Annotated in this window: 11 protein-coding genes and 1 tRNA gene; 10 read left to right on the top strand and 2 right to left on the bottom strand. The window is 64.7% G+C overall.

Translation table 11 applies throughout. From position 1 onward, the window contains the following. Positions 1-342: 342 nt before the first annotated feature. The 4 genes from HBH1_RS02325 (at position 343) to HBH1_RS02310 (ending at position 3,672) form a co-directional block, all read left to right on the top strand. Complete coding sequence (locus HBH1_RS02325; RefSeq protein ID WP_102661421.1) at positions 343-963, top strand: YqhA family protein; 621 nt, start codon at positions 343-345, stop codon at positions 961-963. 32 nt (positions 964-995) lie between these two features. Beyond that, on the top strand, positions 996-2,537 hold the full coding sequence (locus HBH1_RS02320; RefSeq protein ID WP_077237926.1) for a fumarate hydratase: 1,542 nt from the start codon (positions 996-998) through the stop codon (positions 2,535-2,537). A 37-nt stretch (positions 2,538-2,574) separates the two neighbouring features. Then, on the top strand, positions 2,575-3,468 hold the full coding sequence (murI, locus tag HBH1_RS02315) for a glutamate racemase (RefSeq protein WP_102661420.1): 894 nt from the start codon (positions 2,575-2,577) through the stop codon (positions 3,466-3,468). Positions 3,469-3,596: 128 nt separating this feature from the next. Further along, positions 3,597-3,672, top strand: a tRNA-His gene (locus tag HBH1_RS02310). A 150-nt stretch (positions 3,673-3,822) separates the two neighbouring features. Here the strand turns inward: HBH1_RS02310 and HBH1_RS02305 are convergent. Both HBH1_RS02305 and HBH1_RS02300 read right to left on the bottom strand, forming a co-directional pair. Next, positions 3,823-4,488, bottom strand: a complete 666-nt coding sequence (locus HBH1_RS02305; protein ID WP_102661419.1) for a response regulator — start codon at positions 4,486-4,488, stop codon at positions 3,823-3,825. A gap of 398 nt (positions 4,489-4,886) precedes the next feature. Next, positions 4,887-5,678, bottom strand: coding sequence for a ferredoxin--NADP reductase (locus tag HBH1_RS02300; RefSeq protein ID WP_199181515.1), 792 nt, complete (start codon positions 5,676-5,678; stop codon positions 4,887-4,889). A gap of 365 nt (positions 5,679-6,043) precedes the next feature. Between HBH1_RS02300 and HBH1_RS02295 the strand changes: the two genes are divergently transcribed. The 6 genes from HBH1_RS02295 to HBH1_RS02270 all read left to right on the top strand — a co-directional run bounded on the left by HBH1_RS02295 (position 6,044) and on the right by HBH1_RS02270 (position 17,911). After that, entirely contained in the window at positions 6,044-7,819 is a 1,776-nt protein-coding gene (locus HBH1_RS02295; RefSeq protein ID WP_102661417.1) for an autotransporter assembly complex protein TamA, read from the top strand. Between the two features lie 54 nt (positions 7,820-7,873). Continuing rightward, positions 7,874-11,929, top strand: coding sequence for a translocation/assembly module TamB domain-containing protein (locus tag HBH1_RS02290; protein WP_102661416.1), 4,056 nt, complete (start codon positions 7,874-7,876; stop codon positions 11,927-11,929). A 200-nt stretch (positions 11,930-12,129) separates the two neighbouring features. Then, a complete protein-coding gene (locus HBH1_RS02285; RefSeq protein WP_102661415.1) occupies positions 12,130-13,686 on the top strand; it encodes a sensor domain-containing diguanylate cyclase in 1,557 nt (518 codons plus the stop codon). 3 nt (positions 13,687-13,689) lie between these two features. Next, positions 13,690-14,031, top strand: a complete 342-nt coding sequence (locus tag HBH1_RS02280) for a hypothetical protein (RefSeq protein ID WP_006462441.1) — start codon at positions 13,690-13,692, stop codon at positions 14,029-14,031. Positions 14,032-14,230: 199 nt separating this feature from the next. After that, positions 14,231-16,402, top strand: coding sequence for a TonB-dependent receptor (locus HBH1_RS02275; protein ID WP_233207494.1), 2,172 nt, complete (start codon positions 14,231-14,233; stop codon positions 16,400-16,402). A gap of 3 nt (positions 16,403-16,405) precedes the next feature. Beyond that, complete coding sequence (locus tag HBH1_RS02270) at positions 16,406-17,911, top strand: PepSY domain-containing protein (RefSeq protein WP_102661414.1); 1,506 nt, start codon at positions 16,406-16,408, stop codon at positions 17,909-17,911.

Genomic DNA, 17,911 nt, shown 5'->3' with positions numbered 1-17,911 from the left:
CATCAACGTCTTGCGGGCCGCGCAGGCGCTTGCGCGGGCACTTGGCCGGGTAACGGCGCGTGCCGGCGAGGCATGTCGGTCCTGGCCTCCAATGACGAAGACCTTCATATTGCCCTTATGTTCAGAACAACATTTGTGCATTTTGGCACAGGCCGGTGTTTCCCGCAGGCACCTGTCTGCTCACATTTGATCCAGGCCGGGATGAAGCTGTCGCGACGGATTCTGCCCAAGGGCGTGTAGAATACGGCCCCAAATCCGAGACCGAGCGGGCAGCGTTCGCCCGGCGACATAATCGGATACCGCACTCACTCGCCAGAATTCATCCAGCGTACTCCTGACACCATGACCAGCCCGTCGCCCAAGACCCCCCGCAAGATCGGCATCCTGCCCAACCTGATTTTCATGAGCCGCTGGCTGCAGCTGCCGCTGTACCTGGGCCTGATCCTGGCGCAATGCGTCTACGTCTATCACTTCTGGGTCGAACTGTCGGACCTGATCGGCGCGGCCATGGGCAGTGCCAGCTCGCTGGACCATATCCTGGATGCGGTGGCCATCCCCGGCGCCACCCGCCCCGACAAGCTCAACGAGCAGACCATCATGCTGGTGGTACTGGCCCTGATCGACGTGGTGATGATTTCCAACCTGCTGATCATGGTGATCGTGGGCGGCTACGAGACCTTCGTCTCGCGCATGAACCTGGAAGGCCATCCCGACCAGCCGGAATGGCTGTCGCACGTCAATGCCTCGGTGCTCAAGGTCAAGCTGGCCACGGCCATCATCGGCATTTCCTCGATCCACCTGTTGAAGACCTTCATCAACGCCAACCTGTATGACGCCAAGACGCTCATCGCGCAGACCGGCATCCATATCGCCTTCCTGCTCTCGGCCATGGCCATTGCCTATTGCGACCGCCTGATGGTGCATCCCGGCGCACACGGCGACGATCCATCCGAGAAGCACTGAACCCGTATCACCCAAACCTGAGAGAACCAGCCATGACCATCATCAAGCAAGACGATCTCATCGAATCCGTAGCCGCCGCGCTGCAGTACATCAGCTACTACCATCCGGCCGACTACATCGCCCACCTGGCCCGCGCCTATGAGTCCGAGCAGAGCCCGGCAGCCAAGGATGCGATCGCGCAGATCCTGACCAACTCGCGCATGTGCGCCGAGGGCAAGCGTCCGATCTGCCAGGACACCGGCATCGTCAACGTGTTCCTGAAGATCGGCATGGGCGTGCGCTTCGAGGGCTTCTCGGGCTCGATCGCCGACGCCGTCAACGAAGGCGTACGTCGCGGCTACTCGCACCCGGACAACGTGCTGCGCGCCTCGATCGTGGCCGACCCGCAGTTCGAACGCAAGAACACCAAGGACAACACCCCGGCCGTGATCCACATGGAACTGGTACCGGGCAACACCGTGGACGTGCAGATCGCCGCCAAGGGCGGTGGCTCCGAAAACAAGACCAAGTTCGTCATGCTGAACCCTTCCGACAACCTGGTGGACTGGGTCCTGAAGACCGTGCCGACCATGGGCGCCGGCTGGTGCCCGCCGGGCATGCTGGGCATCGGCATCGGCGGTACCGCCGAGAAGGCCATGCTGATGGCCAAGGAAGTGCTGATGGAAGACATCGACATGTACGAGCTCTTGAAGCGCGGCCCGCAGAACAAGACCGAAGAGCTGCGTATCGAGCTCTATGAGAAGGTCAACGCACTGGGCATTGGCGCACAGGGCCTGGGCGGCCTGACCACGGTGCTGGATGTGAAGATCATGATGCACCCGACCCACGCGGCCTCCAAGCCGGTGGCGATGATCCCCAACTGTGCGGCGACCCGTCACGGTCACTTCGTGCTGGACGGCTCCGGCCCGGCCTACATGGAACCGCCGTCGCTGTCGGACTGGCCCGAAGTGCACTGGGTGGCCGACACCGAGAAGTCCAAGCGCGTCAACCTGGATACCCTGACCAAGGAAGAAGTCGCCTCCTGGAAGCCGGGCCAGACCCTGCTGTTGAACGGCAAGATGCTGACCGGCCGCGATGCTGCCCACAAGCGCATCCAGGACATGCTGGCCAAGGGCGAGAAGCTGCCGGTGGACTTCACCAACCGCGTGATCTACTACGTCGGCCCGGTCGATCCGGTGCGCGACGAAGTGGTGGGCCCGGCGGGTCCGACCACCGCCACCCGCATGGACAAATTCACCGACATGATGCTGGAACAGACCGGACTGATCTCCATGATCGGCAAGTCCGAGCGCGGCCCGGCGGCCATCGAGGCGATCAAGAAGCACAAGTCGGCCTACCTGATGGCCGTGGGTGGTTCGGCCTACCTGGTGTCCAAGGCGATCAAGTCGGCCAAGGTGCTGGGCTTTGCCGACCTGGGCATGGAAGCGATCTACGAGTTCGACGTCAAGGACATGCCGGTGACCGTGGCCGTCGACGCCAACGGTATCTCGGTGCACAACACCGGGCCGGCCGAGTGGAAGGAAAAGATCGCCCAGAGCGTCTCCCTGTCCAAGATCCCCGTCACCACCGCCTGAGCCACGCCAGACGATCCGCAGGAGCGCGCGCAGCACCATGAATGAAGCAGTCAAGCAAGCCGCCGCGCCTTCTGCAGGACAATCTGCCAGCCCGATCCCGATGCCGACCGCAGCCGATGCCGCGGTCGGCATTTTCGATTCGGGCGTCGGCGGCTTGTCGGTGCTGCGTCACATCCAGGCCGCCCTGCCCCGCGAAAAGCTGCTCTACTTCGCCGACTCCGGCTACGCCCCCTACGGCGACAAGAGCGAAGCCCAGATCGTGGAACGGTCACTGGCCATTGCCGCGTTCTTTGTCGGCCAGCAGGTCAAGGCGCTGGTGGTGGCCTGCAATACCGCCACCGCCGCTGCGATCCAGGCCATTCGCGCGCAATGGCCGCGGCTGGTGGTGGTCGGCATCGAACCCGGTCTGAAACCGGCCGCCCAAGAGACCCGCAGCGGCACCGTGGGCGTATTGGCGACCCGCAGCACGCTGGCCAGCAAGCGCTTTGCCTTGCTGCAGCAGCAGATGGAGGAGCAGTACCGGGTGCGCTTCCTGCCGCAGGCCTGCGTCGGCCTGGTGGACCTGATCGAAAAAGGCGAACTGTACTCGCCGGCCACGGTGCAATTGCTGGAGCGCTACCTGCAGCCGCTGCTGGACCAGGGCGCCGATACCCTGGTACTGGGCTGCACCCACTACCCCTTCGTGCGGCCGGCCATCGAGAGCGTATGCAGGCGTCTGGCGGGCGAAGTGCCGGACATCATCGATACCGGCCAGGCCGTCACCCGGCAACTGGCCCGCCTGCTGGAAACACAAGGATTGCTGGCGCAGGCCGCCACCGGCTCGCTGGCCGGCTTCACCACGGCCAGCCAGTCCACACTGGAAAACGCCTTCCGCAGCCTGCTGCAGCTGGCGCCACCGGTACAGGCCCTGCAGCCGCAAGACGGCGCCTGAAGCGGGCAAAAAAGAAATGTTCGGCGAACTTTCCTTTTTGCATCGAAATTATGTTGCCATTCCTCGCAAGTGTTTGTATAATCTTTTGCTTACTTGATGACGGACGCAAGTCTGTCTGACAGTCGACGGTGGCTGTAGCTCAGTTGGTAGAGTCCAGGATTGTGATTCCTGTCGTCGTGGGTTCGAGTCCCATCAGCCACCCCAAGTATTCAAGCAAAAAGCCCGGTCCTGGTGACCGGGCTTTTTGCTTTTCATCGCGCCTGCATCGGGCGCACCGCATTCCTCCTGCCCTCAAGTTCGCCACCGGATGTCCGTCCACCTCTTTGGGGGGAAGGAACATCCGGCTGCGCCCGCCTAGTTGATCATCCCGGTCGAATACGCATACTTGATCAGGTCGGCATCGGTACTCAGGCCCAGCTTGCGCATCGCATTGTTCTTGTGGGTGCTGATGGTACTGGGCGTGCGTGACAGACGTTCACATATCTCGCCCAGCGACTGGCCTTCCACAAACAGCCGGACGACCTCCAGCTCGCTCTGGGTCAGTTCGCGCACCAGTCCGAAGCCCTCCCCCTGGGCCCAGCTCATCTCCAGCTCGCCGCGCAGCGACACCGGGAAGTACAGTTGCTTGCTGCTTTGCGTGGCCAGGCAGGCGTTGATCAGTTCATCGGTCTTCTCGCGCTTGTTGATGACGGCGAATACGCCCATCCGGTACAGGCGCCGGATCACCGCGCCATTGTTCATCGCCGTGTAGACGATCAGCTTGGTCGAGGGATGTTCGTTCTTGATTCGCTTGACCAGCGCAAAACCGTCGGCATCGTCGCTGTCGTCGGCCGGCATGGCGAAATCGGTGATGACGATCTCGCATGGCGCGCGCTTGAGCGCCGCGAGCAGCGCCTCCCCCGTATCCACCTCCAGATCGATGCGTATTTCCGGCAGGCGCGCCAGCTCGCTCCTGAGCGCGCCGAGCACGATAGGATGGTCGTCGGCAATGGCTACGTGCAGGATCTTCTTCAAATTCATGCTACCCCCAAATGGTTCAATTAACTGACAGGTGGCGACTTCGCAGACCTTCGCCCGAAATCGCTCTCCCATGAAGTGCCGTGGCTTGATGCCCTCGATTTCCTTTCATCGATGTCGGCTCCCCGCGTCTGTCGACACCATGGCGGCATCGAAAAACTTCCATCAGTAGGAGATAGACAAATTCTGGGGAAAATAGAAAGGAAATCGCGATATCGCGGCTGAAAATCGAATTTATACGAGGTGTCAATAGCAGAAAGATCCGCCAACTTCACTTTCCATGGCGATTTCAACAACAATCGGCCCTTATCGTCGACGGATGTCGAGATTGCGCAGAATTGAGGGGGTGGGACGATGATGGCCGAGCGGCGTGGTGCCGTCGGCCGGCCTGAAATCAACAGTCACCAGTAGTCTTCGGTCACGAACTGGCCACCGCCAGTGCGACGCAATGGCCCCATGCCACGCTCGCGCAGCAGTTCGCGCACCTCGGTGACCATCTCGGGATTGCCGCAGGCCATGACGCGCGTCTGTTCCACGCTCAACGGCAGGCCGGTGGCCTGCTCCAGCCTCCCCTCCTTCAACAGCGTGGTGATGCGACCGGCCAGCCAGCCCGGCGCATCGGGCAGGGCATCATCACGCGTCATGCAACGCAGCAGCTGCAATCGCGCTGGCCAGCCCTGCTGACTGGCGTGCTGACGCAGCTGTTCGAATTTGTCGGCATAGGCCAGCTCCTCGCGCTGGCGCACGCCATGCACGACGACCAGTTCGTCGAAGCGCTGCCAGACATCGGGCTGCTGCAGGATGGAGACATACGGGCCCAGCCCGGTGCCGGTGGCCAGCATCCACAACTGGCGGCCATCGACGAAGCGGTCGGCGGTCATGAAGCCATAGCTGAGCTTTTCCACCCAGACCGGGTCCCCTGGCTGCAAGGCTGCGAGGCGCGTGGTGAACTGGCCGCCGGGGACCACGATGGCGTAATACTCCAGCTGGTCCTCCTGCTCGGCCGAGGTGATGGAATAGGCGCGCGAGACGATCTGGCCATCGATCTCCAACCCCAGACGGGCAAACTGGCCGGCCGTGAAACGGTAACCGGCCGGACGCGTGGTGCGAAAGCTCAGCAACTTGTCGGTCCAGCGATGGACCGACAACAAGCGCTCGCAACTGGCCTTCTCCGAATACACATCAATATTCACACTGCTCACACGACTCTCCTTCGATTGACCGCACTCGCCTGTCCACGAGGGAAGCGATGTGCAGCTTTGGTCCGCAATACCTGCCCGGGCGACGCTGCAGGCACATTACAATAGCGGGATGAACAAGGCGGTGGATCGCCCTGCCCATGTCGCCAGGACCTGTCATCGCCACAGGAACCCACGACGCCGCAATGAGACATGGCCCGGGAATGAAGCGCCTGCCCCGGCGCCGGCCAGGAACTATCCGCGCCGCACGCAGGTCAGGCCTTGGTGGTATGAACCGCCAAGCCCTCCATCCTACCCGACTTGCCCCAAGGGGCGGCAGGCCGGCCGCCTCAACCGATAAACGAAGATGCAGTGAATCAATGACCTGGACCCGCCACCTGGCCATCGCCTTCCTCTGGTGTGCCGCCGATACCGCCTATGCCGCCTACAAGGTGGAGATCGAAGCGCCCAAGCCGGTGCAGTCGCTGCTCAAGGATTTCCTGGACCTCTCGCGCTATCAGGACCGCGACGACATCAGCGACGAGCAGCTCAAATTCATGATGGATACCGCTGGCGACCAGGTGCGCGAACTGACCTCGACCGAGGGCTATTTCGCGCCCGTCACCAAGGTCAGCATGCAGACCGAGCCCGCTGCGGCCGATCAGCAGCCGCCGCGCCGCATCAAGCTCAGCGTCGACCCCGGCCCGCGCACCGCGATCAGCAGCGCCGACATCACCGTCACCGGCGTAGCCGCCCGTGAGGACGCGGCCCGGGTGGCGGCCCTGCGCGAGAACTGGTCATTGCCGCCGGGCCAACCGTTCCGCCAGGAAGACTGGGACAAGGCCAAGAATGCCGGCCTGGACCAGCTGCAGCAAAAGAAATACGCGGCCGCCCGCATCGCCTCCTCCCAGGCCCGGGTCGATCCGGACGAACACCAGGCCGACCTGTCGGTGCGCTATGACAGCGGCCCGGCCTTCACCCTGGGGCCCTTGCAGATCACCGGCACGCGCCGCTATCCCGAGACCATCATCCGCAACGTCAATCCGCTCAACATCGGTGAAGCCTATGACGTCGACCGCCTGCTGGCGCTGCAGCGGCAGATCCAGAACACGCCCTACTTCTCCAACGCCATCGTGGCCATCGACGATGACCCCGAACATCCGGACCTGACACCGGTGAAGGTGCAGGTCACCGAGTTCCCGACCCAGCGCATTCGCACCGGCGTGGGCTATAGCACCGACACCGGCGCCCAGGTCGAAGGTCGCTATTCGCATTACAACGTGTTTGACAAGGCCTATGTCTTCGACAGCCAGGCACGGCTGGAGCAGAAACGCCAGTACGGCATGATGTCCCTGGCCATGCCGCCGGACGACAAGGCCTTCGTCAACAGCCTCAATACCTCCTACGACCGCACCAAGCTGGAAGGCATCGACCTGCGCAGCCAGCAGATCGGGCTCAAGCGCGCCCGCAACAGCGAGAACTACGACACCACCTATTCGCTGACCTATTACCGCGATGAGCTGAGCCAGGAGGACGGCAGCACCCTGCCCGCCAATACCATCGTCACCCCCGGCAAGCACCGGGCGCTGGTGCCGGGCTTCGCCTGGTCACGCCGCAATGTGGACAACCCGATCTTTCCGCGCCGGGGCAACCTGCTGACGCTGGAAGCCGGCTTCGCGCTCAAGGGCTTGCTGACCGACCAGAGTTTCAGTCGCCTGTATGGCCGCTTCAAGCAGTTCGTGCCGGTGGGCAAGCGCGACATCGTGGTCTTGCGCGCAGAACTGGGCGGCGTCTTCACGGCCGGCAGTGCCGGGGCGGTGCCGCCCTCGCTGCTGTTCCGCACCGGCGGCAACGATTCGGTGCGCGGCTATAGCTACCAGAGCATCGGCAACGAGCAGAACGGTACCGTCTATCCGACCAAGTACCTGGCCGTGGGCAGCTCCGAATACCAGCGCTGGTTCAGCGAGAAATGGGGTGCTGCGGTGTTCTACGACATCGGCGCAGCCGCCGACAACTGGAACAACAAGACCTTCTATCACGGCGTGGGCACCGGTGCACGCTGGCGCAGTCCGGTGGGGACGCTGAACCTGGACCTGGCCTATGGCATCCAGAAGCGCCAGATCCGTCCGCACATCTCGCTGGGCATCGCGTTCTGACGCAGGCGCCAGAATCGCCCAAACGATTTATATGATTTCGAACGACAGGCACGCATGAGCGACCAGCCACAAGCATCGCAGGATTCTTCCCCTACACCGGAGCCGCCGGGTCCACGGCGCTCGCGCAAGCGCGCTGGCAAGATGGGCCGAATGGGCCGCACGGGCCGCATCCTGGCCTGGAGCGGCGGCACGCTCGCCCTTCTGCTCCTGGCCACCGCCGGTACAAGCCTGTACGCCTTGAAGACCGAAAGCGGCACCCGCCTGCTGTGGAACGGCGCGGTCAAGGCGCTGGACGGCAAGCTCTCCGGCCAGTTGCTGGGCGGCACCGTGGCCGACGGTCTGCGCCTGCGCGCCTTACACTACCAGGATGGGCAGCGCATCCTCGATATCGACAGTATCGACGCCCGCTGGCATCTGGCAGTGCTGCAGCGCAAGTTCAGCATCGACTACCTGCGCGTGGGCACGGTGCAGCTGAAACAGCAGCCCTCGCCGTCCGAGCCGACCACCCTGCCGACCTCGCTGGACATCCCCCTGGCCGTGGAGATCGGCGAGATCAGCCTGGGCCACCTGAGCCTGGTCCAGGGGACGTCCACCACCGAACTGTCGGACCTGAAACTGCACGGCAGCTCCGACGGCGTGCAACACACGCTGGTGCTGGACCGCGTCATGACCCCCTACGGCCAGGCCACGGCCCTGCTGCATCTGAACGGCAAGCGCCCCTTCGCCATCGGCGGCGGCCTGGAACTGACCGGCGCCTATCAGCAGGGCGAGTTCAAGGAGCAATACCAGTTGGCCGCCCAGTTGTCTGGCTCGCTGGAGGAACTGGGCATCGCCCTCACCGCCGGGGGCGACAAGCTCAAGGGCAACGCCGACGTCGTCGCCACACCCTTTGCCGCGGTCCCGCTCAAGCGCGCCCGGGTCGATCTGCAGCATCTCAATCCGCAGGCCTTCAACGCCGCCGCGCCGGCAGCCGACCTCAACCTGGGCGCCGACCTCGCTCCGCCGGCCGGACTCGCCGCCAATGCCCCGCTGCAGGTGGCCGGCCGGGTGGACATCACCAATGCCCGCCCTGGCAGCCTGGACCAGCAACTGCTGCCCCTGCTCTCGGCCAGCGCCGATCTGCAACTGGACCTGCAACAGCAGACCCTGTCGCGACTGGATATCCGCCTGCCCCGCAACGCCCGCATCGAAGGCGGTGGCCAGTTCCGCCCCGGTAGCACGGCGCCCGGCAGGGAGTCCCCCATGGCCGGCCAGTTCAAGCTGCGCGTCAACGAACTCGATCTCAGCCAGATCCATCGGCAGGTGCGTCCCACCCGGCTATCCGGGCCGGTCGACGTGACGCTGGCGCCAAACGCCCAGCAACTGCTGCTGACCCTGCAGGACAGCGCCCTGAAGCTTCACGTGGATACCGTCATCGGCGCCGATCGGGTACAGGTGCGGGAGGCTTCCCTGACCGCCGGCAAATCGCGCCTGGAAACCGCCGGGTCCTTGCAGACCGTGGGCGCGATGGATTACGCCGTCAAGGGCAGGCTGCTGGACTTCGACCCCACGGCCGTCCTGCAGGCCGTCACCCCGCCACCGGTCAACAAGGGGCGTCGCACCCGCAGCGCAGCGCCTTCGCAACCGGTGCGCGCGCGCATCAACATGGACTTCGACGCAGCCGGCGCCCTCTCGCCGGAGCTGAAGGTCAAGCTCGGTTTCCGCATCCACGACAGCAGCTATGGCGATCTGCCCATGAGCGGCCGGGGTGACCTGCAGCTGGCCGGCATGCGTCTTCTGCCTTCCAGGGCCAATCTGCAGGTTGCCGGCAATACGCTGGACCTGGACGGCAGCTTCGGCAAGGCCGGGGACAAGTTGCGGCTCAAGGTCGATGCGCCACAATTGGCACGCCTGGGTTACGGCTTGTCCGGCCTGCTGCGCCTGGACGGTACCGTCAGCGGCACGCGCCAGCGCCCCGATGTGGTGGCCAATTTCCAGGCGGAGCAATTGCAGTTCGGCGCGCACAAGCTGCACCACCTGGCCGGCCAGAGCGAACTGCACAGCAACCTGGCCGCCGGTGTGGCCTCGCCCGACAACCGCCTGGCGCTCACGCTGGAGGGTGACGGCTACAGCGGCCCGCAGGCCGAACTGTCACGCCTGGCGATCAAGCTGGACGGCACCTACGCCCGGCACACGCTGGCCCTGCAGGCCAAGGGCAAGCTGCAGGATCAGACCCTGGACCTGGCCGTGGGCGCCCACGGCCAGGTCACCGAAAAGACCAAGGGCCAGTATGGCTGGGCCGGCAGCATCGACCAGTTCAGCAACCAGGGCTTCCCGCGCATCGCCCTGGGCAGTCCGCTGACACTGGATGCCTCGGCCGACGGTATCGAGGCTGGCAGCACCCGCATCGAGATCGACCGTGCCGCCATCGAACTCAAACGCCTGTCCTATCAGCAGGGCCGACTGGCATCGGCCGGCCAGGTTCGGGCGCTGGACCTGGGACGGGTGCTGGAACTGGTGCAGCAATTCAGCGGCACACCCGCCCCGGTCAAGACCGACCTGGTGCTCGATAGCGACTGGGACTTCAGCCTGGCCGAACGCGCCAGCGGCTACCTGCAGATCGCCCGCAGATCGGGCGATGTCAGGATCACCACCAGCACCGGCGAAGCCACGCTGGGCCTGTCGGAACTCAAGCTGCGCAGCGACTTCCAGGGCGAACAGATGCGCGTGAGCGGCCGCGTCGATGCCGCGCGCATCGGCAGCCTGGACCTGGGCGGCGAAGTCGGCCTGCGTCGCATCGACCAGTTGCTGGCACTGGACGCGGCATCCCCGCTGAACCTGCGGGCCCGCCTGGATGTCCCGCAGCTCAAGCGGGTGGGCGATCTGATCGGTCCGCAACTGAGCCTCAACGGCAAGCTGTCGGCCGACCTCAATGCCGCCGGCACGCTGGGCCAGCCCCGCCTGTCGGGGGCCATCAACGGCGACAACCTGGCCCTGACCGAATTCGACCAGGGTATCCAGCTGAAGGACGGCATCGTGCGCATCGTCATGGACAGCAATGTCATCGAACTGCGCCAGATCGAGTTCCATGGCGGGCGCGGCACCCTGCGCGCCGGTGGCAAGATCCAGCTGGGTGCCGACAATCCCGACCTCAATGCCACCCTCACCGCCGATCACCTGGAGCTCTTCGCCAGTCCCGACCGGCAATTGATGCTCTCCGGCGAAGGCAAGATCAGCAACGTCAACGAACAATTGCGCGTGGACGGCAAGTTCATCGTCGACCGTGGGCTGTTCGACCTGCCCAAGAGCAGCGCACCCAAGCTGGGGGACGACGTGGTCATCGTCAGTCGCAGCGGCAAGAACCGCGTCGGGGCGGCCGCCTCCTCGCAACAGAAGCTGGAAGCCGCGACCGAAAAGCCGGCCAGCAAGTTCGCACCCGTCATCAACCTGGCGGTCGACCTGGGCAATGACTTCCGCTTCCGCGGCAGTGGCGCCGACCTGCTCCTGCGCGGCGACATGATGGTGCGCAGCGAACCGCTCTCCCCCCTGCGCGCCACCGGCACCATCAACGTGGCCGAGGGCAGCTATGAAGCCTTTGGCACCAAGCTCAATATCGAGCGGGGCATCATCAACTTCCAGGGGCCGATCGCCAATCCCAACATCAACATCCTGGCCATGCGTCGCAACCAGGACGTCGAAGCCGGCGTCTCGGTGACCGGCAATGCCAACCAGCCACGCGTGCAACTGGTGTCCGAACCCAACGTCCCGGACGATGAAAAACTGTCCTGGATGATGTTCGGCCATGGCACCGACAGCTCCAACATCGGCCAGCGCAACGCCAGCAGCCAGGCCCTGGCGCTGGTGGGCAACATGGGCGGCAAGCGCATCGCCAAGGACATCGGGTTGGACCAGTTCAGCATCGGCTCCAGCGAATCGGGGCTGACCGACGAGCAGGTGGTCAACCTGGGCAAGGCCATCACCCAGAAGATCACCCTGGGCTACGAACAAAGCCTGCAGGGTGCGGCCAGCGTGGCCAAGGCGACCTGGCAGATTTCGCGCCGCTGGTCGGTAGTGGCCCGCGCCGGCACCATCAACGGCCTGAACATCCTGTTCAGCCGTCGCTACGACTAGCGATCAGCGACAAGGGGCGCAGCGACTCGGGTGGAAAAGCCACGGACAGCGCCCCGATGGCGCTTTCCGGCAGGCAAGGCTTGCCCCCGGAGAGGGGGAATCTGTTAATCTCCTCACAAGTTCAGGTAATCCCCGATGGACGCTTCAGCAGGATTTCATAACAATGGCGCCGGGGAAAGGCCGTTTCCGGGGAAAGCGACATGCCAGAACACAGAATCCAGCGCGCATCACGAACAGCCAAGCTGTTCGTGGTCGTGGTCTGCCTGATCATCCTGCTGCTGGAGGCATGGTCGGCCTGGCGCGCCTATGAAATGGCGCTGGACGAGGCCACCCGCGACGCCTCCAACATGGCCCTGGCGCTGACCCAGCAGGCCGACCAGACCTTCAAGGAAGTCGACGTGGTGCTGCTCGGGGTGCAGGAGCACCTCGACTATGACGGTACCAAGGCCGCCGGACGGCAGCGCACGCACGATTTCATGGTTACCTCGGTGGCGGCGGTGCCGCAACTGGCCATGCTGATGGTCTATGACGAAACGGGGCTGGCCATCGGCACCTCGCAGGCCACCCTGGAACACCGCTATATCCAGGACGACTACTTCCTGCATCACCAGCGCCTGCGCACCAACCAGGCCTATCTCGGCAAACCCATGCGCAGCCGCGTCAGTGGTCAGTGGGTCGTCACCATGAGCCGCCGCATCAATCATCCCGACGGCAGCTTCGCCGGCGTGGTGGTGGCCGACATCGACCTGTCGCACTTCCAGCGCTACTACGAGCAATTCGCCATCGGCCGCAATGGTGCCATCCTGTTCGGCTTGAATGAAGGCACGGTGATCTACCGCCAGCCGTTGTTGAGCTATTCCATCGGGCTGGACATCTCCAAGTCGATACTGCAGGGATATCTGACCAACGCCGAACAAGGCTCCTTCGAGCTGCGTTCGCCGCGCGACGACATCGTGCGCATCACCAGCTTCCGGCACTGCAACCTGTATCCGCTGTTCGTGGCGGTGGCGCTGGCCAAGGACGACATCCTGGAAGACTGGACGCGCCGTGTCTGGATACGCGGCATTGCCGTGCTGTTGCTGTTGATCGTCATCGGCTACGGCGGCAACCGGCTGGTGGCGCAGGTGGCCGGGCGCGAAACGGCAGAGATGGAAGCCATCACCGCCCGCACCGAACTGGAACGTCTCTACCGCACCCTGGAAGCGCAGTCGCAGAAGGATGGCCTGACCGATGTCTTCAACCGCCGCTACTTCGATGCCGCACTCACGGCAGAACTGGCGCGCCTGAACCGTTCCGGCGAATCGCTCTCGCTGATCATGGTGGATGTGGACCATTTCAAGCGCTACAACGACACCTACGGCCATGCCGCCGGCGACATCTGCCTCAAGCAGGTGGCCGCCGCCCTCAATGGCGTGGCGCGCCGCCAGGGCGACATCGTGGCGCGCTATGGCGGCGAGGAATTCGCCCTGATCCTGCCCAACTGCAATGCCGCCAGTGCGGCTGCCATTTCCGGCAGACTGGTGCAGGCGGTGCGGGCATTGCGCATTCCCCACGAGGGCAGCCCGGTCGGCCAGGTCACCATCAGCGTGGGCGCGGCCAGCCTGGCCAGCGGCAAGGGCGCGCAGGTGGATGCCCGCGACCTGATCGACAGTGCCGACGCCGCCCTCTATCTGGCCAAGGAACAGGGCCGTGATCGTGCCATCCAGCATGAGTATCCGCGCCTGACCCTGCTGCCGGACATCCCCGGACTGAGGTGACCCATGCGCTGCCTGATCCGCTATCAACTGCGCGAGGAAGAACTCCCTTCCCACCACGAGTTCAACGCCGAGGCCCCCGATACCGAGCTGGTGATCCGGCATCTCACCGAATTCCTGCATCCTGAAGTGATGTTCGAATTCCTTCCCGTGCAGCCTGGCGCGAAAGACGGCATCACCCAGTTGCGCGACCGCATGGCCCATGCGCGCGACTATCTGGAACAGTATTGCGGACTGAAAAGCCTCTCCTACATGATCCTGCCCGAAGGCGCCTCTTCCGCCCAGGGAAGATGGACGACCCTGCTGCTGGGCGGGGGCGAGTCGGGCCCCGTCAGCCGCCTGGATTAGTCGCTGCAGGGCTGCGGCTAATTGTCGCACCCGGCACCTCCCATCACCCTCCAAAATCAGCCGCAAAACCTTTGCTGGAGCGGCTTTCCCCTCTGCGACAGCGCATTTCCACCCGATTCACGCTGCCCCCAGTCCGACCCTCGGCGTTGTTAGAATCGGCCGCGATCCGATTTCTTTACTTCCTGCAGGCATGCATGGCATGCCCACTCAGACTGCGACCATGACCACACGACAGCACCGGGGCAGCCCCGGCCAGCAGCAACGTTCCCCCTTCCACCTGGCACTGCCCCTGCTGTGCCTCGCCGCCAGTGCTCAGGCACAGCAGAACGACGCCACCCTGCCCACCATCTCGGTGAGCGCCACCAGCACCGCGCCCTTGCAGAATCCGGTGAGCACCGGTTCCAACCTCGACCTCACGCCCCTGCAGATTCCGGCCAGCGTCAGCGTGATCGACCGTCGTCAGCTGGAAGAACGCGGCGACGCCAGCATCGTCGATGCCATCACCCGCGCCCCCGGCTACAGCAGCCTGGCGCACCCGGGCAACAGCGGCAGCTCGCTGTCGGCACGCGGCTTTACCGATACCACCTCGGTCATGCGCCTGTACGACGGCGTGCGCCAGTACGGCGGCGTCGGCGTGAGCTTCCCCTTCGACACCTGGAGCGTGGATCGCATCGAAGTGCTGCGCGGACCGGCCTCGGTGATCTATGGCGATGGCGCCATCGGCGGCGTGGTCAATGTGGTGCCGAAGAAACCTTCCCGCGGCAAGATCGAAAATGAAGTCGAGGCCAGCATCGGCAGCCACAACACGCAGCGCCTGGGCCTGGGCAGTGGTGGCGCCATCAACGACATGCTGTCCTACCGTGTGGATATCAGCGGTGATCGCTCCGATGGCTGGGTGGATCGCGGCTATTCCAACAACCTCAGTTTCTCCGGCGCGCTGCGGCTGGACGTCAATCCCGACCTGTTCGTGCAACTCAGCTACGCCCAGGGCCACCAGCGTCCCATGCCCTATTTCGGCACGCCGCTGATCAATGGCCAGCAGGTCGATGCGCTGCGCGAAAAGAACTTCAATGTCGGTGACGGCAACATCGACTACAAAGACCGCTGGGCGCAACTGGAAGCGCAATGGACACCGAACGCCGACACCACCGTGCGCACCCGCTTCTACCAGATCAATAGCGAGCGCAACTGGCGCAACGCCGAATCCTACGTCTACAACGCGGCCTCCGGGCTGGTCGACCGCAGCGGCGCGACCCAGATCCGGCATGACCAGTCGCAGACCGGCAACACCACCGACGCCACCTTCAAGGGCCACCTGCTGGGCCTGAGCAACCAGGTCTCGGTCGGCTTCGATATCAACTCCAGCAGCTTCACCCACACCAACAACACCTATGTGGGCAACTTCAGCAGCGTCAATCCCTATGACTTCGACCCCGGCGTCTACGCCAGCGGTACCGGCGTCCCCGCCTTCCGGCCACGCTATCGCAACAGTGCCTCGCAGTATTCGGTCTTCTCCGAAGACAAGCTGGACCTGACCGAGCGCCTGAGCGTGCTGGCCGGTTTGCGCTTCGACCATGCCGACGTCTCCCGCAGCGACCTGATCAACAGCGCCAACGACTTCAGCCAGAGCTACTCCAACCTCGGCTGGCGCCTGGGCTCGGTGTATGCCATCACGCCGGACCTGTCTGTCTATGGCCAATACACCAAGGCCGCCGCACCGGTGTCGGGCCTGCTCATGCTGACCCAGTCCAACAGCCGCTTCGCCCTGTCCACCGGTCGCCAGGTGGAAGTGGGCGTCAAGCAGGTGTTCTGGAACAAGCGCGGCCAATGGACCCTGGCCCTCTATGACATCCGCAAGAACAACCTGGTCACCCGCGATCCGGCCAATGCCAGCCAGAGCATCCAGGTCGGCCAGCAATCCTCGCGCGGCGTCGAAGCCAGCCTGTCGCTGGCCCTGGCCGATACCGTGAAGCTGGACGCCAACGCCACCGTGCTGCGGGCGCGCTTCGACGACTTCGCCGAAGCGGTGGCCGGCGTGGCTGTTTCGCGCAGCGGCAATGTCCCCACCAACGTGCCGGAACGACTGGCCAACCTGTGGCTGAGCTGGGACTTCCTGCCCGCCTGGACTGCCAGCGGCGGCCTGCAGTACGTGGGCGCGCGCTATGCCGACAACGCCAACACCCTCAAGCTGCCGGCCTACACCACTACCGACCTGGCCCTGCGCTGGAAGGCCACGCAAGCCACCACCCTGACCCTGCGTGCCAACAACGTGTTCGACAAGCACTACTTCACCACCGCCTACTACACCAATACCCAATGGCTGTACGGACCGGGACGCGAGTTGCAGTTGAGCGTGAACCACCGCTTCTGATCGATGGCGGCGACTTCCTGGCCGGCGCGCCTGCGCCGCTGGACCTACCTGACCCACCGCTGGTGCGGCGTGGCAGGCTGCCTGCTGATGGCCCTGTGGTTCGCCAGCGGCGTGGTGATGCTGTTCGTCGGCTATCCCAAGCTCACGCCCTGGGACAGGCTGGCAGCCCTCCCTGCGCTGGAAGCCGGCAGCCAGCTGCAGGGAGCACCGCCGCAGGCGCGTGCCGGCGCACTGGTGCTCAACGCCGCCAGTGGCCAGCCGCGCTATCTGCTGCGCCAGAAGGATGGCAGCCTGCTGTCGCTGGATGCGGCTTCCGGCACAACCCAGACGCAATTCGACCGCGATGCTGCGCTGCGCTCGGCACGGCTGTTCCGTCCGGGCGCCGAGGCCCATTACCTGGGTCAGTTGCACGAAGACCGCTGGACCCATGCCCGGTCGCTGGACGCGCATCGGCCACTGCACCAGATCATGCTGGACGATGCCGCCCACACCCTGGTCTACGTCTCCTCGCATAGCGGCGAAGTGGTGATGCAGGCGACCCGCCTGCAACGCGGCTGGAACTATGTCGGCGCCTGGCTGCACTGGCTCTACGTCTTCAAGAACCAGCCGGTCGATCCGGTCTGGACCTGGACCGTGATCGCGCTCTCGGCCGGCTGCGTGCTGGTGGCCTGCAGCGGGATCGTGGTGGGACTGTGGCGCTGGCGCTTCGGCCGGCCCTACAAGTCCGGCTCGCACTCCCCCTTCGCGCCCGGCTGGATGCGCTGGCATCACCTGCTCGGCCTGGGCTTCGCGGCCATCACCCTGACCTGGATCTTCAGCGGCCTGATGTCGATGAACCCGCTGGGCATCTTCTCCGCCGCGCAACGGCCCGACCTGGCGCGCTATGCGGCGGTGCCGGCCCAAGGCGGCCTGCTGGCGGCCCCTACCGGAGCCATCCTGCAAAGCCTGGCCGATAGCGGGTTTCGTCCGGTGGAACTGGAATGGCTGACGCTGGCCGGCCAGCCCTTCGTGCTGGCCCGCGACGCACATGATGGAACACGCCTGGTCCTGGCCGCCGATGCGCACGGGCAGCGCCTGCTGGTGGCGCAGCATTGGTCTGGCGCCACGCTGGAACGTGCCGGCGCCCGGCTGATGGACGCGCCCCTGGTGAAGGTGGAGCGCATGGAGCAGTACGATGCCTATTACTACCGCCGCGACAGCGAGGCCATGATGGGTGGCGCGCAACGACAGTTGCCCGTGCTCAGACTGAGGTTTGCCGATGCCGGTGATACCCTGGTCTACCTCAACCTGCAGAGCGGACAGGTGGAATTGAGTGCCGACCGCGCCCAGCGCATCGGGCGCTGGCTGTTCAGCCTGCTGCATAGCTGGGACCTGGGGCCGATGCTGGCCGCCGGCTGGTTGCGCGAGGCCGTGCTGATCCTGCTGAGCATCGGCGGGCTGGCCTTGTCGGGCAGTGCCGTGGTGATCGGCTGGCGGCGGCTGCGCCGCAAGTTCGGCGCCCGCGCCTGA

Origin of the sequence: Herbaspirillum sp. BH-1, assembly GCF_002870055.1 — a bacterium.
Taxonomy (GTDB): Bacteria; Pseudomonadota; Gammaproteobacteria; order Burkholderiales; family Burkholderiaceae_D; genus Herbaspirillum; species Herbaspirillum frisingense.
The sequence above is the reverse complement of the archived record's forward strand: the minus strand, read 5'-3'. Positions and strand labels throughout refer to the sequence as shown.